The organism is Streptomyces sp. NPDC018045 (assembly GCF_044327445.1).
Classification (GTDB): Bacteria; Actinomycetota; Actinomycetes; order Streptomycetales; family Streptomycetaceae; genus Streptomyces.
In genome coordinates, this window is record NZ_JBIRFL010000029.1 from 1 (window position 1) to 23090 (window position 23090).

Below are 23090 nucleotides of genomic sequence, written 5' to 3' on the forward strand. Positions count from 1 at the left end.
CGGCACCCGGGGGCGTCCCTCCACCTGCTTTGGCACCGGCTCGGGCAACAACGGCTCGATGAGTGACCACAGTTCATCCGACACGATCCACGGCCACGACTGACGTTTCCCCACGGCCAGGCCAACGCCTATCCGAACCGAAAGTCACACGACCAACAGCTTCTGTTAGGACCTCAAAGCTGCATCAGGTTTCGCATAGGTCAGCGTGACCTTGCATCGATGGGTGGGGTTAGCCGGACGTGGTGCATGCGTTAGTGGTCCTGCCGGGCGGTTCTGCTGGACCGCCTGCGACTGGGTTGGAGGTCGCGTACGTCGCTCCGGACGGGACGGAGTTGCGGTGCCCTCTGGCGGACGCGTGGGCGGTGTCGTTCGAGCACGCTGCCCCGGTTCGCGCCTTCGCGTCGTACCGTCGGCAGCCCAATCTGCCGGGCCTGTGGTGGTCGGCGACGACGGGCGGGCACGTCGGGTGTGAGTCCTGGCTGGAGCGCGACCACGTCATGCTGCTGGACTTCGACCCGGCGGTGGTGGGGATCTCCTCGCAGCCGTTCTGGCTGTTCTGGGCGGCGGCGAACGGGCGGCCTCTCTCGCACGCGCCAGACTACTTCGCCCGTCGTGACGACGGGACGGCCGTGATCGTCGACTGCCGCCCGGCCGATCGCCGCGGCCCGCGGGGCGTGGTGAAGTTAGAAGCGACGGCGGCGGCCTGCGCCGAGGTGGGGTGGGAGTTCCGGCTGCTGGGTGCCCCTGACCCGGTGGTGGCCCGCAACGTGCGGTGGCTGGCGGGCTACCGGCACCCCCGGCACCGGGTGGAGCCGGCCGCCTCGCGGCTGCGGGAGGTGTTCGCCGAGCCGCTGCCGCTGATGGACGGGGCCGCGGAGGCGGGTGAGCCGCTGGCGGTGCTGCCGGTGCTGTTCCACCTGCTGTGGTCGCACGAGCTGACGGAGGATGTCTCGGTGCCCCTGCACGGCGGCTCCCTGGTCACGCGGGGGACGATCCGATGACCGCGGGCGGGGGTCCGGTGCTGCGGCCGAGCGACTGGCTGATGTTCGACGGTGACGAGCATCAGGTGGTGGCGCTGGCCGGGACGGCGGTGCGGCTGCGGTCGGCCGCAGGGGCGGAATCGGTGGTGCTGGCCTCGTACTTGATGGCGGCGCGGGCGGATCTGACGATCGCGGTCGATGTCGCCACCCGCACGATCTGCGCGGCGGTGCTGCGACCGGTGGGCACCAAGGCGGCGGACGCCTCGCTGCTGCTGCTGGCGCGGATGCTGGTCCTCCCGGAGCCGATGCGGCCGGGCTGTTCCACCTCGCTGCGGATGGCTGCCTCGCGGATGCCGCACCGGCATCTGCTCGACATCGACGCGCGGATGGAGCAGGCCGCCGCGAAACCGGTGATCGCGCCGGACACCGTGGTCATCGACGGCGGGAAGGTGTTCATCTCCGACACCTTCCTGCGGGCCTGCGAACGCCTGGGCATCTCCGTCCAGCGGGCGCGTCCACGCACGCCGACGGACAAGGCGATCGTGAAGGCCACGTTCTCCGCGATCAACACCCTGTTCTGCCAGCACCTGGCCGGCTGCACCGGCCGGGACGTGACCCGCCGCGGCGAGCGCGTCGAGCAGGCCGCCGTCTGGACGATCTCCGAACTCCAGGGCCTGCTGGAGGAGCGGCTGTTGGCCGGGTGGCAGATGCGGCCGCACGACGCCCTACGCGCCCCGTTCCGCCCGAGGAAGGCGATGTCGCCGAACGACAAGTACGCCTCCCTCATCGCGGCGGCCGGCTACCTGCCGCTGGTGCTGCGCGGGGAGGACCACCTGGAGCTCTTGCCGGTGGCCTGGCGGGCGATCAACGACTACGGCGTCCGCATCGGCCACCGCACCTACGACGCGCCCGGGCTCGGGCCGTGGCGGCGCCAGCACTCCGGCCACGCGGCCAAGCGGGGGCTCTGGGAGGTGCACTACGACCCCTACGACCTCTCCCGCGTCTTCGTCCGCACCACGAGCGGCTGGATCACCGCGCCCTGGGTCCACCTGCCGCTGGTGAACGCCCCCTTCGCGGACTTCACCTGGGACCACGCCGGCGCCTGGCCACCGCGGCCGGCCTGGACGACTCCAGCGAGGCCGACATCGCCCGCGTCCTGGACGCACTGCTGACCCGCGCCGAGCACGGACCGGACCTGCGCTCCGCGTGGGTCATCGCCCGCACCCGCACCGCCGCCGCCCTCCCGGCGCCCGCCGCGACACCCGAGACCGAGAACACGCCCGACCGCCCCGAGCCCGACTCCGCCGCAGTGCCGTCCGCGGAGGTGGTGCCCTACGGGGTCTTCGACGCCCACGCCGAAGCCGAAAGGTGGCTATGAGCACGCCCACGACCAGCACACGCCAGCCGGAGTCCGGCGAGCAGGCCTTGCCGGACTCCCCGCTGACGACCAAGGAGGGCTGGCGCCGCTACGTCGAGCACGAGACCGTCCCGCCGAAGCTGCTGCCCGCCGCCGAGCGGGCCGCGCTGAGCGGACAACAGCGGGCGGCGGCCGACGACCGGCGGCGGGAGTATCACGCGGACCTGCCGCTGGTGAACACCCCCACGATCCGGAAGGTGATCTCCACCGCCCGGCTGCTGATCCAGCTCAACCGCCACCAGGTCTCCACCCGCCGCGGCCTGATCCTCTCCGGCGCCTCCGCCACCGGCAAGACAACCGCGCTCACGCAGCTAGGCTGCGCGCACGAGCTGGCCACCCGCAAGCGCCACCCGCACGACCGGGCCCGGCTGCCGGTCGTCTACGTCACTGTCCCGCCCGTGGCCACGCCGAAGATGCTCGCGATGGAGTCCGCCCGCTTCTTCGGGCTGACCTTCCCGGCCCGGGCCACCCACACCGACATCGTCGACGCCGTCTGCGCCACCACCGCACACGTCCACGTCGACCTGGTCCTGGTGGACGAGCTGCACAACCTCAACCTCGGCTCCCGGGCCGGGGCGGAAGCATCCGACCATCTGAAGTACTTCGCCGAGCGGCTGCCGGCCACGTTCGCCTACGCGGGCATCGACATCGAGAACCAGGGCCTGTTCGCCGGAACCCGGGGCCGGCAGATCGCCGGACGGTTCGTCGTCATCCCCGCCGCCCCGTTCCCCTACGCCACCACCGCCGACAAGGACACGTGGCGGGGGCCGGTCGGCACGCTGGAGTCCATGCTCCGCCTCCGCGAGCACGCGCCGGGCACGCTCAGTGCGATGAACGGCTACCTCTTCACCCGCACCGGCGGCATGATCGGCAGCCTGTTCCAACTCGTCCGCGGCGCCGCCGTGCTGGTTATCGAGGACGGCAGCGAGCGGATCAGCGAAGAGCTGCTGGAGATCGTTCCCGTCGACTTCACCGCCGAGCAGTCCGAACAGCTCACCGCCCCGGCCAAGGCGACCGGGCGGCGGAGGCGCGCGGCCTGATGCTCCGCACGCTGCCCGATCCCATCCCGCCCGCCCGGCACGAGATCCCCCCGTCCTATGTCGGCCGCCTGGCCACCCTGCACGGCCTGGACGTCAACGGCCTGTGGTTCCAGGTCACCGAGCCCGCCTATCCGGGGGCCGGTCGCCGCGTCGTCGTCCCCGAACGGCTCGCCGCGCTGACCGGCCGCAGCGTCCACACCCTGGCCGGGGCGATGCCGGAACTGCGCGACCCGGCGCCGACTGGGAGATGTTCCGTCACCAGCCGCAGACCGGCTGCCACCTCTGCGACGCCAGCCATCCCGGCGGCAAGGTGGTCCGGCTCCTGCCCCACCACACCTACGTCTGCCTGCGGCACGGCACCTGGATCGGCCCGCCCGACATCGACCATCCCGCCGTCGACCTCACCCGGCTCCCGGACATCATCGACGCACAGCGGCGCCACCTGCTCCTCCTGCGGCGCTACGGCTGGGCCGCCACCTACGACGCGGTGCCGACCGCCCTCACGCTCTGCGCGCACATCTGGTCCGTGGACGGACTCCCGAAGCCCTTCGGGTCCTGGGACACCTGGGACGACCGCCTCCACCTCCTGATCCCCTTCGACCGGGAGAAACGGGACTACGTCGACCACTGACCACCTACACTCCCGGCCGCGTCAGCGGCACCCTCCCTCCCCCCGCGTCGCGGCGAACCGCCTCTCCCGCCACGAGAAGAGCGCGATGCGGTTCAGCCGCAGCCGCCGGGACCAGGGCCGCACGCTCCTCTTCCATGGCCACCTCAAGCCGGCCCTCCTGCGAGACCGCGAACCTCAGTACGTGAAGCGGGAGGGCACCATCTGGCACAGCACGCGCACCGACGACCAGATGAAGGGACAAGCCGCGAAGGAGCGCCGGGCCCTCGAAGGAACGCCCAGGCCCTCACCTACCGCACTGAAGCGACCGGTTCGGTAGGTGCCGGCGACCGCGCCGGAGCGCGAGCGGCAGGGAGAGGCGAGCTGGGCCCGGCAGCGCGAGCTGGGGTGGCGCTCGACGTCGTCCGCGTCGCTCGGGGAGGCTTCCTACGAGGCTGTCATGCCTCGGATGCTGTCGCAGACGTCTGGATTGCGTCGGGAGCCTGGGATGTCGTATCGTGTCCCAGTTCCTGTGCCGAGGTATCGGTGGCAGCGACCGGATTCCCTGTTTCTTCTGTATCGATCTTGAGGTGTTGACCTATTAACCAGGCCATGTAGTCGTCCGCGTTCCCCGCGTGCTGTTGTGTCGCACGTGTCCGGGGGCGGACGTCGCGCTGGCCTGAGTTGCGTCACCCTTTCCCGCAGTTTTCTTTCCCGGGTGCAGCTCTGCCGTCTGCCCCGGGTTTCGTGCTGTCCGGACCCGGTGCGGCTGTCGGCAGGGCTCCCCGATTCCTTTGGATCAGGAGTTTCCCGTCGTGTCTTCCTCCGCGCTCGACAACGAGCCGAAGCACACCACCCAGCCCCCGACCCAGCCCACACCCGGTCTGTCGAAGATGGGCCTGGCGGCCTGGATCGCCCTCTTGGTGCTCCTGGGCGCCGAGTTGATGGACATGATCGACCAGTCGGTCGTCCTGACCGCCCTGCCCGCGATCCAAGTGTCGACCGGCGCCGGACCGGACACGGTGCAGTGGCTGACCACCGGCTATTCCCTGCCCATCGCCGTCGGACTGATCACCGGCGGACGCCTCGGCGACCTCTGCGGCCGGCGCAGGATCCTGCTCATCGGCACCGTCGTGTTCACCACGGCCTCACTGCTGTGCGGCCTCGCCGCCGGGCCGGGCGTACTGATCGCCGCCCGCGCGCTCCAGGGCGTGGGAGTCGCCGTGATGATCCCGCAGGTCCTGGCCACCCTCCATGTCACCTTCGAGGGCCAGAACCGCAGCAAGGTGTTCGGCCTGTACGGGGCCATCATGTCGCTCGCCAATGTCCTGGGCCCCGTGATGGGCGGTCTGCTGACCGAGTCGGACCTGTTCGGGCTGTCCTGGCGGCCGATCTTCCTGGTCAACGTGCCCGTCGGCCTCGCCGTGATCCTCCTGGGACGCCGGTTCATCCCCGAGTCGACCGTGAAGAAGGCCGACCGGCTCGACCTGACCGGCATGCTGCTGTCCGCGCTGGCCATCGTCCTGATCGTCTTCCCCCTCACCGAGGGGCACCTGCATCACTGGCCGCTGTGGTGCTTCGCCCTGCTCGCCGCGGGCCTGCTCGTCCTCGGCGTCTTCCTGCGCCACCAGAAGCGCAAGCAGGGCAACGCCCCGCTCGTGCCGCTGTCTCTCTTCCGGGGCCGGCAGTTCTCCGGCGGCATGGCCGCGCAGTTGATGCACGGCCTTCTGTGCGGGCTGTTCTTCATGACCTGGACGCTCTACCTCCAGCGCGGACTGGGCATGAGCCCCTTCCACGCGGCCCTGGCCTTCGTGCTGCTCTCCGTCGGAGAGCTGGGCGGTGCGACGGTCGTGGCGAGGAGCGGCGGGCGTTTCGCCCGCCGGCTGCCGCAGGCCGGAGCTCTCATCACGCTCGCCTCGATGGCCGTCCACGGGCTCCAGATCGAAGCAGGCCAGGCGGACCTGACTCTCGCGGCGATGACTGCTCCGGTGGTACTGATCGGATTCGGCCTCGGCATGGTCGGCGGCCCGCTCGCCGACATGTCGCTGGCCAAGGTCCCGCACGAGGACGCCGGGGCCGCCTCGGGTCTGTTCAACACCGTCATGCACCTGGGCATCGCCCTGGGCACCGCGCTGACCGCGCTGGTGTTCTTCGCGACCACCGGCGGCTCATCCGAGGCCGCACTCAACCGCGACGCGTTCATCACCGTGCTGTGGTGGGTCGGCAGCCTCCTGGCCCTGCTGTGGGCCCTGCTGTTCTGCCTGCCCCAGCACACGAAGAACCGGGCCGGGTAGACCGGTTCCCCAGGGCGGCGGCGCCCGGTCCCGTGCCGCCGCCTCGTTCGGGTACGGGAGCGGTAGGGCGGCCGGGCCGAACTGCTCCCGTCGAAAACGCGAGGTGAGTCTTCACAACATCGGCGCATGCTCTGGCGGCACACTCTTCGCCATGCTGATCCTCGCCTCCTACGTTCCGCCGCATCTGCGCGAACAGGCCCACCACCGTGCGGCGCAAATCCTGCAGGACGGTGCGCAACGCACCGCTCTGGCCGAGGGCCTCCGGCTGCGAGCCGCTTGCGAGGCCAAGCGTGCCGGTGCCCAACCGCTGGTCGAGTCCGCGGAAGAGCCCATGGCGTCACGAGAGCACAGGGACATCGACTTCGACTTCGATTTCGACACCGAAGTCGCGCGCATACAGCAGTTGTGCGACGCCTTCCACTCACCCGCAGCCGAAGCCTTTGCGCTGGAACACCGACTGGAACACCGGCTGGATCAAGCATGACAGCACGCTCCACCGCACCAGCACGGCCGACGAATGTCACCTGGTGCGCAGAATGGCCGCACGGACGCCGCCTTTTCGCCGCCGCTGCCCGCTCAACTCCAATGACGCAACCCACATACGTGGCATACGCGGCCCCACTGTGGGCAGTGCGACAGCAGAAGGAGAAGATGGAATGTTCGGAAAAAGAAAAGGCACGCAAGAACAGCGCAGCGTCGCAGCACGACCAGACGCAGCGGAGCGGTACCTCCACCAGCAAGCGTCGCAAGCGCAAGTACGACACGTGGCCGGATGCAGAGAAGGCGGCCGTCATGACCTCCGGGATCCACACCAGCTAACCTCTTGCGCGCTCCGCGCACCGAGGGCGTGGCCGACCCTGGCCACGCCCATCGGCTGTCTGCAGAACGGCGCTGGCCAACAGATTACGGTGCAGGCTCACCCGTGTCCGTTCCCGTGGAGCGCGGACGGTGCCACACCCGGTGTTCATGCCGGCAACGGGTTCTCGGTGCCTGGCATAGGCTTTCCCGTCCCTCTGGCACAAGAGGCTTCCCTGCCTGGGAGCACCAGTATGAGCTGGCTTCAGGGAATGTGCTGACGGCCCCGGCATGGCCTTCCCAGGTCACTCAGCGCGCCCCTCCGCCGTTCCCCGGGGGCCTGGCTCCCCGCGTTTCGGATACCTACGACGAGCGCCGCCTCCGAGACCCCGCGCAGGCACTCTCCTCACCTGTTCTCCATCGCCAGCCAGCCGGCCAGGCCCCACATCGTCACGGCGGTGGCCATGTCGAGGCGTCGCCGGGTGGCGCGGCCGGTTCCTGCCTTTTTCAGCCGGCCGCCGAGTGCGGCGTATCCCCAGGCACAGAAGAATTCCACCGCGATATAGGCAAGGCCGAGAGCCAGCAGTGGAACGGTGACCCGGTGGGCGTCGCGGGACAGGAACTGCGGCAGGAATACCGCGAACAGGATGAGCGCTTTGGGATTGGTCACCGCCACGAGGAACTCCTGCCGCGCCAGCCGCCAGGCCGGGACGTTCCGGCCCGTGTGCTGTTCCCGGGCGGGGCTTTCCGGTTCCTCGTCGCCGGGCTCGGCCCGTCGGTCGTTCTTCGCGCGCAGTGCCGTCCGCAGGGTCTGTAGTCCCAGCCACAGCAGGTAGGCCACCCCGCACCACTTGATGACGTTGAAAACCACCGCTGACCTGGTCAGAACGGCGCCCAGCCCGGCGGCCACGGCGATCACCATCAGGAGGAACGCCGTGAACCGGCCGAGCGAGGCGCCGAGCGCCGGACGTAATCCGTGCCGTACACCGTTGCGCAGGGCCAGGAGTTGATTGGCGCCGGGCGTCGCGGCCAGCAGTACCGCGGAGGGGAAGAAGGCCGCCCATGACACATCGGAAAACATGAAGAACGTATGCCCGTACCGGCTCCCGTCTCTCACCGTCGCGCTTTCGTGGGCCGCGGCGGCGCGGGACTTTTCGCCGCGCCGATCCGGCGTACGAGGTCCCGCGGGTCGGATACCGCGTGGTCGGCGACCGGCGGCCGCCCCGAGCGGACCGCCGGGGGTACGGGTGGCCGGCCTCGGTGAAGTGCGGATTCCGACGTCCTCATGCCGTCCTCTCCCGTGCCCGTGGCCCCGCCGTCCGCCGTCGCGTTCCCGGGCGGCGGCCGCCCCCTGCGCGGCGAGTAGCAGCCGCCGGGCGGGGGCGTATGCCGAAGTGGCTTTGTCAGGACTTCCGTTGTGTGCCTCGCGGTACTCTTCCCCTACTTGCCGTGCGGCGAGGTCACGAGGTGTCGGCGTGAGGCACATGTGCGCGCCTTTGAGGCAGAACCACAGCGCCGTCGTGCCCTGCGCAGGGGGTCCGGTAAGTGGAGCGAGGTCGGGTCATGGCAGCAGAGACGGCGGACGGGACCGCGCGTCCGGTGTCGCGGGCGGGGTCGGGGCATACGGGAGGACGGGGCGGGGAACCGGAGCTGCGGCAGTTGCTCGCGGGGCTGACGGCCGTACGCGACGGGAACTTCGGTATGCGGCTGCCGGACGAGGACGACGGGCTGCTCGGTGAGATCGCGACCGTCTTCAACGGCATGGTCGACCAACTGTCCCGGTTCACCTCGGAAGTGACCCGGGTGGCCCGCGAGGTGGGCAGCGAGGGGCGGCTCGGCGGGCAGGCCGAGGTGCCGGGCGTCTCCGGTACCTGGGCCGACCTGACCGACTCGGTCAACTTCATGGCCGGTAACCTCACTTCACAGGTGCGCTCGATCGCGGCGGTCGCGACCTCGGTGGCGCAGGGCGACCTGTCGCAGAAGATCACCGTCGATGCCCGCGGCGAGATCCTGAAGCTGAAGAACACCATCAACACCATGGTCGACCAGCTCTCCGCCTTCGCCGACGAAGTCACCCGCGTCGCCCGCGAGGTCGGCACCGAAGGGCGGCTCGGCGGACAGGCCGACGTCAAGGGCGTCTCCGGTACGTGGAAGGACCTGACCGAGTCCGTCAACGTGATGGCGGACAACCTCACGGCACAGGTACGGTCCATCGCCGAGGTCACCACCGCCGTGGCACAGGGCGATCTGTCGCAGAAGATCCGCGTGGACGCCCGGGGGGAGATCCTTGAGCTGAAGAACACCATCAACACGATGGTCGACCAGCTCTCGGCCTTCGCCGACGAGGTCACGCGGGTGGCCCGCGAGGTCGGCACCGAAGGCAACCTCGGCGGCCAGGCCACCGTACGGGGCGTGTCGGGCACCTGGAAGGACCTGACCGACAACGTCAACGTGATGGCCTCCAACCTGACCGGCCAGGTGCGCTCCATCGCCCAGGTGGCCGCCGCCGTCGCCAAAGGCGACCTCTCGCAGAAGATCACGGTGGAGGCGAAGGGCGAGGTGGCCGCGCTCGCCGGCGTGATCAACACGATGGTCGACACGCTGTCGGCCTTCGCCGACGAGGTCACGCGGGTGGCCCGCGAGGTCGGCACCGAAGGAATGCTCGGCGGCCAGGCCCGCGTACCGAATGTGGCCGGTACCTGGAAGGACCTGACCGAGAACGTCAACTCGATGGCCAACAACCTCACCGGCCAGGTACGCAACATCGCCCAGGTCACCACGGCCGTGGCCAACGGCGACCTGTCGAAGAAGATCGATGTCGATGCCCGCGGTGAGATCCTGGAGCTGAAGAACACCATCAACACCATGGTCGACCAGCTCTCCTCCTTCGCCTCCGAAGTCACCCGCGTCGCCCGCGAGGTCGGCAGTGCGGGGCGGCTCGGCGGACAGGCCGAGGTCGAGGGGGTGTCGGGCACCTGGAAGCGCCTGACCGAGAACGTCAACGAGCTGGCCGGCAATCTCACCCGGCAGGTACGCGCCATCGCCGAGGTGACCAGCGCGGTCGCCGAGGGCGACCTGACCCGCTCCATCACGGTGGACGCCTCCGGCGAGGTCGCGGAGCTGAAGGACAACATCAACTCCATGGTGCGGTCCCTGCGGGAGACCACCCGGGCCAACCAGGAGCAGGACTGGCTCAAGAGCAACCTGGCGCGCGTCGCCGGGCTGATGCAGGGCCACCGGGACCTTGCGGTCGTCGCCGAGCTGGTCATGGACGAACTGACGCCGCTGGTCTCGGCCCAGTACGGCGCCTTCTACCTGGCCGAGGAGACCGAGCACGGCACCGTGCTGAGGATCGTCGGCGCGTACGGCCGGCCCGCCGGCAGCACGGGGCACGACCGCTTCGGGCTGGGCGAGTCCCTGGTCGGCCAGGCCGCCCGCAGCCGCCGTACGATCGTCGCCGACGGAGTGCCCGCCGACTGCATCAGCATCTCCTGCGGCCTGGGCCGGGCGGCGCCGGGCAGCCTGATCGTGTTGCCGGTCATCGTCGAGGACCAGGTCCTCGGCGTCATCGAGCTGGCGTCCTTCACCGCTTTCACCCCCGTCCACCGGGACTTCCTCGAACAGCTCATGGAGATGGTGGGCGTCAACGTCAACACCATCGTCGCCAACGCGCGTACCGACGAGCTGCTGGAGGAGTCGCAGCGGCTGGCCGGAGAGCTACAGGCCCGTTCCGGGGAGCTGACCCGGCAGCAGGAGGAACTCCAGCGCTCCAACGCGGAACTGGAGGTGAAGGCCGAGCTGCTCGCCTCGCAGAACCACGACATCGAGACCAAGAACCTGGAGATCGAGCAGGCGCGGCAGGAGCTGGAGGACCGGGCGCGGCAGCTCGCGCTGGCGTCGAAGTACAAGTCGGAGTTCCTGGCCAACATGAGCCACGAACTGCGGACCCCGCTCAACAGCCTGCTCATCCTGGCGCAGTTGCTGGCCCAGAACCCGACCCGCAACCTCACCCCCAAGCAGGTCGAGTACGCGGGCATCATCCACTCCGCCGGCTCGGACCTGCTCCAGCTCATCAACGACATCCTCGACCTGTCCAAGGTCGAGGCGGGCAAGATGGACATCACCCCGGAGCGGGTGGCGCTGCGGCAGCTCCTGGACTACGTCGAGGCGACATTCCGGCCGCTGACCACGCAGAAGAGCCTCGACTTCACCATCAGTGCCGCGCCCGGCGTCCCGGTGGATCTGCTGACCGACGACGCGCGGCTGCGGCAGGTTTTGCGCAACCTCCTGTCCAACGCGGTCAAGTTCACCGAGCAGGGCGGCGTCGAGCTGCGGATCGAGCCCGCCGGCGACAGCGAAGTGCCCGACACCGTCCAGCGCGGCGGCCCGGTCGTCGCCTTCCGGGTCGAGGACACCGGTATCGGCATCGCCGAGCAGCAGCTCGATGTGATCTTCGGAGCGTTCCAGCAGGCGGACGGCACCACCAGCCGCAAGTACGGAGGCACCGGCCTCGGCCTGTCCATCAGCCGCGAGATCGCCCACCTCCTGGGCGGCGCCGTGACCGCCGAGAGCACGCCCGGACAGGGCAGCGCCTTCACCCTGTACCTGCCCGTCGCGCGCGCCGACTTCCAGGAGCAGGCCGGCACCGTACCGGCCCTGGAGGCACCGGCGGGCGAGCGGGACGAAGGGCAGGAGGTTCCGCCGCGTACCCCCGTCGTGGCCCCCGCACAGCCCCGCCGGCTGCTGGTGATCGAGGAGCGCGCCCGGGGACTGCTCTCCCATGTGGCCGACAGCGCGGTGGCCGAGTTCACCGGCGGCCAGGACCCGGGCGACCGCGACCGCAGCCGCGCCGAGAGCATCGAAGTCGTCTCCGTGGCCGGCGCCCAGGAAGCCGCCGGCGCGCTGGCCGCCGGGCCGTTCCACTGCGTGGTCCTCGACCTGGACATGGCCGACGGCGAAGCCCTGCGCTTCCTGGACGCGATGGACGGGGACACCGCCGTGCGCACCGTCGCCGTCCTCGCGCACAACAGCAGGCGCCTGGGGGCGGAGCAGGAGCGCGTCCTGCAGGCGCGCGCCGGCGTCCGGCCGCTGGAGCTGCTCTCCAGCCTCGACGAGCTGCGCGAACGCATCGCCCTGCACCTGTCCGCCGAGCAGCCCGGTGACGTACTGCCGCTGGTGCGGCCGGAAGAGCCCGTCCAGCAGGCGCCCCAGCCCGTCGACGACAGTCTCAGCGGCCGCACCGTCCTCGTCGTCGACGACGACGCCCGCAATCTGTACGCGCTCAGCAGCATCCTGGAACTGCACGGCCTGGACGTCCGGCACGCGGAGGACGGACGCAAGGGCATCGAAGCGCTCGTCGAGCATCCGGACATCGACCTCATTCTGATGGACGTGATGATGCCCGAGATGGACGGCTACACCGCGACCGCGCGGATCCGGCAGATGCCGGCCCACGCCCACCTGCCGATCATCGCGGTCACGGCCAAGGCCATGCCCGGAGACCGCGAGAAGAGCCTCGCCTCCGGTGCCAGCGACTACGTCACCAAGCCGGTGGACACCAACGAGCTGATCTCCTGCGTACGCCGATGGCTGACGCCCTGAAGGGGGTGCCCGGGCGGCCGGGCGCCGCCCCGGCCTGCTCACGCAACGCACTTCTCGCATCGAGGAATCGGCAGCATCATGAGCACTTCTGAGCACGCCGGGGCCCCCTCCGGGAACGATGCCTCGCCGGTGCCCGGCCCCGGCACGCCGGACGCCCGGCCGGACGGGACCTCCGCCGTCGGCCGCCTGGCCGCCACGGTCGAACGCCTGCGCGGCGAAGTCCAGGCCGCGCACGCGGCGGCCGACGGACGCGCCTTGATCGAACTCGCCAAGGGCATCATGATCGAGCGGCTCCACTGCGGACCGGCCCAGGCGACCCGGCAGCTCGCCGAACTCGCGGAGAAGGCCACGGTCTCCCCACTGGAGCTGGCCGTGGACCTCATCAACCAGGCGGCCCGTGACCGGGTCGCGGACGTCGCCGACGCCTTCCTGCGGCGCACCCGTACCGGACACACCGGCACGGACCCGGCCGTCGCGGTGCGGCTGCGCACCGCCGAGAGCGCCGCGCTGGCCGCCGACGACACCCAGGCCGTCGCCGACTCCCTGCTACAGCACGCGCTGGCTCCGCTGGGGGCGACGGCCGTGGCCATCTGGTCCGCGGGATCGGACACGTCGCTCACCTTGGCCGGCCACGCGGGGTTTCCCGCCGACGAGGCGGTGCGCTGGCGCTACGTACCCCCCGGTGTGGTCACCGTGGCCCGCCAGGCGCTGACCGAACGGGACACCGTCCGGTTCGCCTCCCTGGCCGAGACCGGCATCCCCTCGATCGGCCGCGCGCACCATCCGCAGGGCGGCCGGGTGGCGCTGCCCGCCGGTACGGGCGGCCGCATCCTGGGCGTCCTGGAAATCTGCTGGCAGCAGCCGCTCCCCCCGCAGCCGCCGGTGATCACGCGCCAGATCGATGCCCTGGCGCAGCTCTGCGCGCACACCCTCGAAGACACCCCCGCGCCGCGGGAGTACGGCCGGTCCCCCGGCCGGCACGGCCCCGCCGTGGCCGAACTCATGGATCTGGCGGACGGGCTCCACGACCCGGCGCTCGTCCTCACCCCCCACCTGGCGGCCGACGGTCACCTGACCGACTTCCGGATCCACCACGTCAACGGGCGCTTCATGGACCCGGCGGGCCGCCCCCGCAGCTTCGTCAACGGCGCCCTGCTGCTTGAGGCCTACCCGATGGCCGCCGACGAGAGCGAACTGTTCGACAAGGTCCAGCGCGTCTACGCCACCGGGGAGCCCTTCCGCGCCCAGCGGATGACCCTGACCGCGCTGGTGGACCAGGTGCCGCTCGCCGCCGTCGCCGACATCAGCATCAGCCGGCACGGGAACAGTGTGCTGCTCATATGGCGTACCGAGGACGAGACCGTTCGGCTCGCCGGCCTTTTGCAGCACGCCCAGCGCCTCGGCCGTATCGGCGGCTTCGAGGAGAACCTGCTGACCGGTGAGATCACCTGGAACAGGCAGCTCTTCACCCTGTACGGGCGGCCGGCCACCGGCGCCCCCGTGTCCCTGTACGACCTGGCCGCCCACGCGCACCCGGACGACGGTGTCGCCATCGGCCGCTTCCTGCGCGCCGTACTGCACCACCAGCGCTCCGCCTCGGCCGCCTTCCGCCTCCGGCGCCCCGACGGCGTCACCCGCCACCTCCGGGGGATCGCCGAGCCCGTGCTCGACGCCGACGGCCGGCTGCTCGCCGTACGCGGCGTCTACCAGGACATCTCCTCCCAGCACTGGACCGAGGTGGCGCTCGCCGCCACCCGCGACCAGCTCGCCCACACCGAGCAGCAGTCGGCCGAGCGCAACCGCCTCGCGCTCCAGCTTCAGCAGGCGATCATGCCGCCGAGCCGCGGCCCCATCGCCGCCCCCGGCCTGCAGATCGCCGTGCGCTACCGGCCCGCGGAGACCGAGTCCCTGGTGGGAGGCGACTGGTACGACGCCGTCGTGCTCCCCTCCCGGCGGGTGCTGCTCTGCGTCGGTGACATCGCGGGCCACGGCATCGAGGCCGCCACCGGGATGGTGGTCCTGCGCAACGCCCTGCGCGGCCTCGCCGTCACCGACGCGGGGCCGGGCCAGTTGCTGTCCTGGCTGAACATCGTGGCCCACCACCTCACCGCCCAGGTGTCCGCGACGGTCGTCTGCGGCGTGTACGACGCCGAGACCCGGGTCCTGCGCTGGGCCAGAGCCGGCCATCTGCCGCCCGTGCTGGTCCGCGGGCAGGAAGCGAGCAGGCTGCCGCTGGCCCGTGGACTGCTGCTGGGAGTGCTGCCGGAAGCCGAGTACGAGGAGGCCGAACTCCAACTGGCCGCGGACGACACCCTCCTGATGTACACGGACGGACTGGTCGAGCGGCGGGACACCGCCATCCACGACTCCCTGGCCCAACTGCTCGCCACCGCACGCACACCCGCGCCCACTCTGGAGCACCGGCTCGACCACCTGCTGACCCACAGCAAGTCCGACACCGACGACGACACCTGCCTCATCGGCGTCCAAGTGGTCTGAAGCGCCGCGCGCGGCGGGGAGGGTCCGGCCCGCCCCCCGGTCCGGGCCGGGCCCCGCCGTCACACCCCTGGGACGGCCGGGATGCCGAACTGGGCCTGGAGGGCCTGGAAGAGGACCTGCCAGGACTTGAACTCGGTGTTGGTGTGGACGGCGATCGTCCGTTCGCCGTCGGGGGTGCCCATGACGAAGAGGTGGGAGCCCTGCATGCTGCCGGCCATGCCGCGCAGCCGCAGGCCGCCGGTCACGGCCGGGTCCAGCCCGAAGACGCCGAGGCCGTACGTGGAGTGGGGCATCCAGTTGCCGCCCTCGGTGGAGACCATCGTCCACATCTCGCGGTGCTGGGCCGACGGCAGCAGGCTGCCGGACGCGAAGGCGTTGAACACCTTGATCATCTCACTGGTCGTGGAGATCACGTTGCCGGCCGACCAGGCCCACGAGCTGTTGAACTCGGTGGTGTCGAGGGGCGGCAGGCCGGGCTCCTCGAACATCGACTCCCAGTTGTCCGCGGTGATGTCCGTCGGGTCGACGCCGTCCTTCATGAACAGTCCCGAGTACGCCCGCGGGTGCGGCTGCGGATAGCCGGTCTCGTCGGCGGGCCGTACGTAGGTGTGGGTCAGGCCGAGGGGCTCGACGATGGTGCGCGCGACCTCCTCCGCGTAGGTGTTGCCGGTGACCTTCTCGATGATCATGCCGGCGAGGTAGAACCCGCCGTTGGAGTAGGCGAAGGCCGTGCCCGGCTCGTGGATCGGGGGCTGAGAGACCGTGAGTTCCAGCAGTTGGTCCGTGGTCCAGATGTCGAAGCGGTGTTCGGCGAGCGCGGAGCGGGTGGCGTAGCGGCGCGTCAGCTCCGGCGCCAGGCCGGTGATGAACAGGCCGCCGGTGTTGCTGAGCAAATGCCTGATGGTGATCTTGTTGCCGTCGTAGCCGTTGACGTCCAGCGCGCCGGGCAGCCACTTCTCGACCGTGTCCTCGATGCTCAGCCTGCCCTCCGCCTCCAGCGCCAGCACGGTGGCGGCCGTGAACGCCTTGCCGGCGCTGCCGACGTGCACATGCTCGCCCTCCTGGCGCGGGCGGCCGGTCTCGATGTCGGCGACGCCGGCCGATCCGAACCAGGTTCCGTCCGCGTCCCGGATCTCGGCGACGATGCCGGGCACGTCCACCTCGGCCACGGTCCGGTCGAGCATCCGCTGGATCTCTTCGCGCCCGGTGTGCTCGGAGTGCGTCATGTCGGTTCCTCCCCGGCGGGCGCCGCGGCCCCTGGTGGGATCCGGCTGTCCGCCCGCTTCTCGGTACGGGGACGACAGTGCCGCCCGGTGCTGACACCGCGCTGATCACGTACTGACAGACCGGGCCGGGCGCTGTCAGCGGCCGGCAGCCGGGCCGTTCCCCGCCGCCCGGCGCAGGTGGTCGAGTGCCTCCTGCCGGGGCATGGCGGCACCCCGGCCGTACGCCCCGTCGTACTCCGCTCGGCCGAGCCGTCGCACGAGTGCGGTGGCGAGTTCGCGTACGTCGGGGTCGCCCCCGTCGAAGGCGCCGCGGATGGCCCGGCTCATTCCGAGCGCGGTGGCCGCGGCTGCCGGGTCTCCTTCCGCCAGCAGCAGCCCGGCCAGGTGCTGGGCGGCCGGAGCGATGTTCTGGTGGGCGAAGGCGGCCCGCACGGCCCGCGGCAGCGACTCGCGGGCCCGCACGGTGTCACCGGCCGCCAGGAGGTGCGCCATCCGCACCGGCGCGACCCAGTCCCCCACCACCTCGTCGGGCAGGCACGCCGCACGGCCGAGCGCCTCCATGCGGTGGAGCTGCCGGTCGGCCCGGTCCAGCTCGCCGGCGCGGCGGTGCAGATCGGCCCGGTAGGCCAGGACCCCGATCCGCAGGAGATCGTCGCCGCGCTTCCGGGCCGCCTGCTCGGCCCGGTCGATGTCGTGCCGCGCGCCCGTCAGATCACCGCCGCGCATCCGCTCGGCGGCGAGCCCGAGCCGGTACTGGATGTCGTCCGGGGGTACGAGGGCGAGCCCGCGCCGGTAGGCGGCGACCGCCGCCTCGTGCTCCCCCCGTACGGAGTGCACCTGTGCCACGCCGGCCAGCGCCATCGCCGTACACCAGCGGTCACCCGCCGCCTCGAACTCCCGGAGGGCACCGGCCGTCGCGCTCGCGCAGCCCTCCCAGTCACCACGGTCGTGACAGGTGAAGGCTTCCACGAGATACGTACAGGCGACGGCCCATCGGTCCGGGCGCCCGCGCGCCTCACGGACCAGGCGTTCGACCAGGTCGTCCAGGCCGAGCAGGCCGCCCTTCAACAGCGTCAGCAGGAGCAGCATCGGGTAGCGCTCCAGCGCGCCGGTGCGCGCGCAGTCCTCGATCACGTCTCGTACCCGCTCGGCGTCGGGGGCCGTTCCGCCACTGCCGGCCAGTAGGTGGAGCGCGGTGAAGGCGGTCCGGGCGACCTCGGGCAGCGCCTGGCCCAGCTCGCACACCCCGGCCACGAGGGCGTCGGCCCGGGCGTCGTGGCGCAGTGTGTGCCAGTACCAGTACAGCGGGCCGAGGATCCGGGCCGCGGCGTCCGCTTCCCGGGTGTCGACGGCCGTCCGCAGCGCGTACACCAGGTTGTCGTACTCGGCCGTGAACAACGCGAACGAGTCCTGCTGCCGGGCGGAGCGCAGCAGCGGCTCGTGTTGCTCGGCCACGTCGGCGAAGTGCCGGACCAGGCGGTCCCGTACCGCTTCCCGCTCGCCGGCCCGGAGGAGCCGCTCCGCCGCGTAGGCCCGTACGGTCTCCAGCATCCGGTAGGCGTCCCCGTTCCGTTCCACGAGGGACTTGTCGACCAGCGAGCCGAGCAGGTAGGGGACCTCTTCGGCCGGCAGGGTCCCGTCCGAGCAGACCGCCTCGACGGCCACGGCCCCGGTCGGCGCCGGGAAGACCGCCAGGCGCCGCGCCAGCGTGCTCTCCTGGCCGGTCAGCAACTCCCAGCTCCACTCGATCACCGCGTGCAGGGTGCGCTGGCGCGGCTGCGCCGCCCTGTTGCCCGTGGACAGCAGCCGGAACCGGTCGTCGAGCCGCCGCGCTATCTGCTCGGCGCTCATCGACCGCAGCCGGGCCGCCGCCAGTTCGAGGGCGAGCGGCAGGCCGTCCAGCCTGCGGACCACCTCGCCCACCGCCTCCATGGCGGGCGCGTCGGGTGTGAAGCCGGGCCGTACGGCTGTCGCCCGGTCGACGAAGAGCCGTACGGCGGCCGACGCGGCGGTCTCGGCCGCATCGGCGCCGCGGGGCGGGAGGGGCAGCGGGCCGAGGCGGCAGAGCGCCTCGCCCATGACCTCCAGCGGCTCCCTGCCGGTGGCCAGGACGGTGAGCCGCGGGAGCCGTTCGAGCGCCCGCTGCGCGAACTCCGCCACGGCGTCGGCGGCCTGCTCGCAGTTGTCCAGGACGAGCACGGCCTCGCCCCCGCCGAGCAGGTCGGCCACCTGGTCCAGCGGATCCGTACGGCTGTCGTCGGACGGCCGTGGCGCGTTCGGTGCGCTGAGCGCGCCCAGCACCGCGTCGGCCACTGCTGCGGGGCCGCGCGCTCCGGCCAACGGGACGAGCCACAGCCGGCCCTGCCGGTGGGCCCGGTGCCTGGAGGCCGCCTCCGCCGCCAGCCGTGTCTTGCCCACGCCGCCGGGACCGACGACGGTGACCAGCCGGGAGGTCTCCAACAGCCGGTCGAGCAGGGCCATCTCGGCGTCCCGGCCGACGAACGAGGTCAGCCGCGCGGGCAGGCGGCCGGGCGCCGGACCGGACCGGACGGCGGCAGGCTTCCCGTCGCCGCGCAGCACGGCGAGGTGGGCCTCCCGGAGCCCTGGCGAGGGGTCGACACCCAGCTCGTCGGCGAGCCTGCCGCGTACGGTCTCGAACACGGCCAGCGCGTCGGACTGCCGGCCCGCCGCGTGCAGGGCACGCATGCGCAGCGCGGCCGGCCGTTCGCGCAGCGGGTGGTCCGCCGACGCCGCCTCCAGATCGGCCAGGACCCCGGCGTGGCGGCCGAGCCGCAGCTCCGCGTCACAGCGGTCCTCGAACGCCGCGAGGCGCAGTTCCTCCAGCCGGGCCGCGGCCGGACCGGCGAACGGGGCCTCCCGTACGTCGGCCAGCGCCGGGCCTCGCCACAGCGCGAGCGCCTCGCCCAGCGAGGAAGCCGCTTCCCCGGGCGCTTCCGCGGCGAGTTCCCGCCCGCCCCGTGCCGCCAGCTCTTCGAAGCGCGTGGCGTCCACGTGCTCCTTCGGCACGGCGAGCCGGTAGCCCGCCCCCGACGACTCCAGCAGCCCGCCGTCGGGCAGGGCCTTGCGCAGCCGGTACACCAGCGCGTGCAGTGAGTTGAGCGCGTGCGCGGGAGGGTGCTCGCCCCACAGGCCGTCGATGAGCGCCGCGGGTGACACCATGTCGCCCGCCGCCAGCGCCAGTCGGCTCAGCAGCATGCGCGGCCGCGCGCCCCCGATGCCGACCGGTGTCCCGTCCCCGTCGAAGACCCGCACCGGCCCGAGTACCGCTATCCGCATTCCCACCCGGCCCAGTATCCCGGACTCGTGGGCACACGGTCCGCTGCGCCTGCCCTCCACCGGTGGCCTCCGGACCGGTGGAGGCGCCGTGGTCACGCCGGTGGCCGGTTCGGACGGCCCTTCGACCGGCTGCCTGTACGGCGGTCCGTCAACCGCCGCACACCCCGTCGCACTTCTGCTGCCACAGCCATCCGCAGCCGGACGCCTGCTCGGTGCAGGGGACGGAGTTGCCGCAGGAACTACATCCGCTGGCTCCCTTGTGGCAGTCGCAGTTCATCGGCAGGCGGGGGCCGGCGGAGGTGGAGGCGGCGGGTGAGTCGGCCGGGCCGAGGACCCCGAGCGCGGCGAACGAGACGCCGGGGCCGAGCACCGCCACCGACTCGTCCCGCAGCCGGGCGACGTCCGCCGCGGGCCACGCGCCGGTTCCGGCGAAGAGGGCGGGTATCGCCGCGGCGACCTTCTCCAGCATCGCCGACCGGGGTCCGGACAGTTCGGGGTGCGCCGCCCGGTAGCGCTGTACGTGCTCCAGCCACAGGCCGGCCTTCGCCCGGTCCGGGAGGCGCGCGTACACGGCCCGGCGCCGCGGCATCGGCAGCGCGGTCACCTCGCGGTAGCCGGTGGGGAGCCGTTCGAGCCCGGCGGCCCACTCCTCGGCGCCGGCGGCCGTCATCCGACGGCCGGGCGAGGCCATGGCCGGCGCGGCGAGCCCACCGGAGACGAGGAACGCGCCCAGCGCCAGGCCCGGCACGGCCTTGAGGAGTCTGCGCCGGTCGCCGTGCACGAGTGCGTCGGTGCGGTTCAGGGCCCGGGCCACCCGCAGCGAGCCGACCGGCCCCAGAAGGCGGCACAGGCGCACCGACAGGGCCGGGCCCGTCCAGGCCCGTACCCGGTCGCCGTCCACGGCCAGCAGCGTCGGCGCGAACGGCGGGTCGTCGCCCAGTGCCCGCCGCCGCAGGGCACGGACGGGTTCCTCCCCGAGTCCCACCATCGTCAGCCGGTGGTGGGCCAGGCCGCCGATTCTCGCGGCCGCATCGCCGCACACGCCGCAGCCCGCGTCGAACGCCAATAACCACTCCGTCATGGCCACTCCCCTGCTCGCACCGGTACTGCCGCCCCATGCATACCCGGCTTCACGGCACAACAGGCCCGTCAGAAGGCGTAGTTCACCGATGGGGCACGGTGTCACGCGGGCTCACGAGCATCTGGATGTCATCGGCCGCCCACAGCACGAACCGTTCGATCGGCGTCACCCGGTGTCCGGGCGCGGGCCGGAAGCGGAAGCGTTTGAGCAGGACGGCGAGGACCAGTTCGGCCTCCACCATGGCGAGTTGGGCGCCCTCGCAGCTTCGCGGCCCGATGCCGAACGGGATGTAGGCCAGCCGCGGCCGCTCGGCCACTTCCCGCGGGGCGAACCTTTCGGGTACGAACTTCTCGGGCTCGGGCCAGTAATCGGGGTTCATGTGGACGGCCCAGAACGGGTAGAAGATCGTCGTCCCGGCGGGGATCTCGTGGTCGCCCAGGACGAGGGGCCCGGTCGTCTCCCGCGCGCCGTAGGGGCCGGGCGGGTAGAGCCGCATCGCCTCTTTCAGGACCATGTCCAGGTAGGTGAGGCGCCGCAGATCGGCGTACTCGGGCACCGTGCGGTCGCCGAGGACCCGGTCCAGTTCGGCGGCGACACGTTCGGCCGCCTCGGGGTGGCGTCCCAGGAGGTGCAGGGTCCAGGAGACGGCCACACCGGTGGTGTGGTGGGCGGCCAGCAGCGTCACCATGACGGTGTCGCGGATCCGCGCCGGGCGCTCACCGGCCTCGACGAGCGCCCCGATCAGATCACTGCGGTCCGTGCGGCCGCCGGAGCGGTGCGCCGCGACCGCCCGGTCCACCGTCTTCCGCAGGTGGGCGAGGGCCCGGGCCGCCCGCTCGGCCCGTTCCTCCGGCGTGCCCGGGACCGGCACCTGGTACAGCCGCCCCAGGTACTCGGTGAGCACCTCCTCGAAGGCCGCGACGACGCCGTCCGGGTCCGCGGCCTCACCGTCCAGCGCATAAGCACAGATCATCCGCAGCGACAGCGCGGTGAGGTCCTTCTGCAGTGCGACGGGCCCGCGGCCCGCCCGCTCGTCCCAGCGGTCCGCGAGGCCGGTCGCCAGCGCGGTGAACCGTGCGCAGTGACGTTCGTGGGACGGGCGCCCGGCCAGCACCGACAGCAGGACGCGTCGCCAGGGCGTGTGCTCCTCGGCCGGCAGCACCTGGAGGTTGCCGGCCTCGCACAGCGGGTCCAGGAACGCGAACAGCCGCTCCGGCCGTTTGTCGATGTGGGCCGTGGCCTCCAGCAGTACGGGGTCGGCGACCGACACGGCCGTCTCCGCGCCCGGAAGCTGGAACCGCACGACGGGCCCGTACTCCGCGTGCAGCCGTAGCTGGTAGGTGTGCAGTCCGCCCGCCGCCGCGACCGCTCCCACGCCGCCGTCCGGCCGGGGCTCGGGACCAGGGATACGCATGGCCAACGCCTCCTGTTCGGCAGCCCGTTGCGCCGTGCGGAGGACCCGCACGGCGGGGGTGCGGCCTCCATCATCATCCGTCCCGGGTTCGCGTGGCAGGAAGGCGGTCAGGACGGTCAGGTGGCCGCAGGGCCGGTCCCGGCCGCCGCCGAACGTCCGGGAAGGAGCCCGATGACGGCCCTGGGCCCGCCTCTCCTCGTCCCGGGGCTCCCACGCGGCACCTCCAGCCGGGGCCGCCGGCTCGAACCGTTCCCCGGGCACGGCGAATGAATCTGCCGCGGGACCGTGCCGACCCGAGCCGAGGTGACATGTTTGAGCCGGGTCACAGGTGGTGTGCTGCACGGCAGGGCCCCAGGTGACAGGCGTCCGCGGGCGGCGATCCCGTACTGCACACATCGCGCGCCCTGTCAGCGGTGCCGATCGAGACAACCACGCAGGTCTCCCTGTTGCGGTGGCCGAAGCGCCTCTACGCTGATGTGCGCAGTCGGTTCGCGCCACCGTGGCGCGTCGTAAGAGGGAAACCCGGTGGGAATCCGGGACTGTCCCGCAGCGGTGAGTGGGAGCGAAGGCCGCCAACAGCACCGGACCCGGCCGAAGGGTGCGGGAGGCGGCGGCCGGAAGGTGTCGCCGGAAGGCCCGGCCGACGTGCCCACGAGTCCGGATACCTGCCGACCGCGCGCGTGCGGGCACGGACGCACGCGCTGTCCACGGTGACCTCGAGGGCTGGGTCGGCGGTGCGGGCGGAGCGGCGCGCGTACGGCGCGCCCGTCCTCTTCACTCACCGGTCATTCCCCGGACCGGGTGCGGCGAGAGAGGGCGTGTTCGTGACCGAGGCATAC

Annotated in this window: 14 protein-coding genes and 1 riboswitch; of the genes, 9 read left to right on the forward strand and 5 right to left on the reverse strand. The window is 71.9% G+C overall.

The window, feature by feature from the left end:
* The first annotated feature begins 239 nt into the window (after positions 1-239).
* From ACH4EB_RS33695 to ACH4EB_RS33725, 7 genes are all read left to right on the forward strand, one after another.
* A complete protein-coding gene (locus ACH4EB_RS33695; RefSeq protein WP_398352057.1) occupies positions 240-1001 on the forward strand; it encodes a TnsA-like heteromeric transposase endonuclease subunit in 762 nt (253 codons plus the stop codon).
* Entirely contained in the window at positions 998-2152 is a 1155-nt protein-coding gene (locus ACH4EB_RS33700; RefSeq protein WP_398352058.1) for a Mu transposase C-terminal domain-containing protein, read from the forward strand. Before ACH4EB_RS33695 ends, ACH4EB_RS33700 begins: the two co-directional genes overlap by 4 nt.
* 202 nt (positions 2153-2354) lie before the next feature.
* Positions 2355-3437 carry a TniB family NTP-binding protein gene (locus ACH4EB_RS33705; protein ID WP_398352060.1) on the forward strand — a complete coding sequence of 361 codons (1083 nt, stop codon included), beginning with the start codon at positions 2355-2357 and terminating at the stop codon, positions 3435-3437.
* Positions 3438-3684: 247 nt separating this feature from the next.
* Positions 3685-4068, forward strand: coding sequence for a hypothetical protein (locus ACH4EB_RS33710; RefSeq protein ID WP_398352061.1), 384 nt, complete (start codon positions 3685-3687; stop codon positions 4066-4068).
* 791 nt (positions 4069-4859) lie between these two features.
* Positions 4860-6338 (forward strand): MFS transporter, encoded by a 1479-nt coding sequence (locus ACH4EB_RS33715; protein WP_398352063.1) that lies wholly within the window; start codon positions 4860-4862, stop codon positions 6336-6338.
* Positions 6339-6489: 151 nt separating this feature from the next.
* Positions 6490-6822 (forward strand): DUF6545 domain-containing protein, encoded by a 333-nt coding sequence (locus ACH4EB_RS33720; protein WP_398352065.1) that lies wholly within the window; start codon positions 6490-6492, stop codon positions 6820-6822.
* 146 nt (positions 6823-6968) lie between these two features.
* Positions 6969-7157 carry a hypothetical protein gene (locus ACH4EB_RS33725; RefSeq protein WP_398352066.1) on the forward strand — a complete coding sequence of 63 codons (189 nt, stop codon included), beginning with the start codon at positions 6969-6971 and terminating at the stop codon, positions 7155-7157.
* A gap of 382 nt (positions 7158-7539) precedes the next feature.
* On the opposite strand, the gene ACH4EB_RS33730 is transcribed toward ACH4EB_RS33725, so the two are convergent.
* Positions 7540-8214, reverse strand: coding sequence for a LysE family translocator (locus ACH4EB_RS33730; protein ID WP_398352067.1), 675 nt, complete (start codon positions 8212-8214; stop codon positions 7540-7542).
* 482 nt (positions 8215-8696) lie between these two features.
* On the opposite strand from ACH4EB_RS33730, the gene ACH4EB_RS33735 reads away from it, so the two are divergent.
* Together ACH4EB_RS33735 and ACH4EB_RS33740 are read left to right on the forward strand one after the other, a co-directional pair.
* The gene (locus ACH4EB_RS33735) at positions 8697-12734 is read left to right on the forward strand and encodes a HAMP domain-containing protein (protein ID WP_398352069.1); all 4038 of its coding nucleotides are present in this window, start codon (positions 8697-8699) and stop codon (positions 12732-12734) included.
* 78 nt (positions 12735-12812) lie between these two features.
* Entirely contained in the window at positions 12813-15233 is a 2421-nt protein-coding gene (locus ACH4EB_RS33740) for a SpoIIE family protein phosphatase (RefSeq protein WP_398352071.1), read from the forward strand.
* Positions 15234-15292: 59 nt separating this feature from the next.
* Here ACH4EB_RS33740 and ACH4EB_RS33745 read toward each other — a convergent pair whose 3' ends face one another.
* The 4 genes from ACH4EB_RS33745 to ACH4EB_RS33760 all read right to left on the reverse strand — a co-directional run bounded on the left by ACH4EB_RS33745 (position 15293) and on the right by ACH4EB_RS33760 (position 22251).
* Positions 15293-16459 carry a serine hydrolase domain-containing protein gene (locus ACH4EB_RS33745; RefSeq protein WP_398352072.1) on the reverse strand — a complete coding sequence of 389 codons (1167 nt, stop codon included), beginning with the start codon at positions 16457-16459 and terminating at the stop codon, positions 15293-15295.
* A gap of 135 nt (positions 16460-16594) precedes the next feature.
* Positions 16595-19756 carry a BTAD domain-containing putative transcriptional regulator gene (locus ACH4EB_RS33750; RefSeq protein WP_398352133.1) on the reverse strand — a complete coding sequence of 1054 codons (3162 nt, stop codon included), beginning with the start codon at positions 19754-19756 and terminating at the stop codon, positions 16595-16597.
* 148 nt (positions 19757-19904) lie between these two features.
* Positions 19905-20837, reverse strand: coding sequence for a bacteriocin fulvocin C-related protein (locus ACH4EB_RS33755; RefSeq protein ID WP_398352074.1), 933 nt, complete (start codon positions 20835-20837; stop codon positions 19905-19907).
* Between the two features lie 82 nt (positions 20838-20919).
* On the reverse strand, positions 20920-22251 hold the full coding sequence (locus tag ACH4EB_RS33760) for a cytochrome P450 (RefSeq protein ID WP_398352075.1): 1332 nt from the start codon (positions 22249-22251) through the stop codon (positions 20920-20922).
* Between the two features lie 468 nt (positions 22252-22719).
* Positions 22720-22939: riboswitch (cobalamin riboswitch) on the forward strand.
* The last annotated feature ends 151 nt before the right edge of the window (positions 22940-23090 follow it).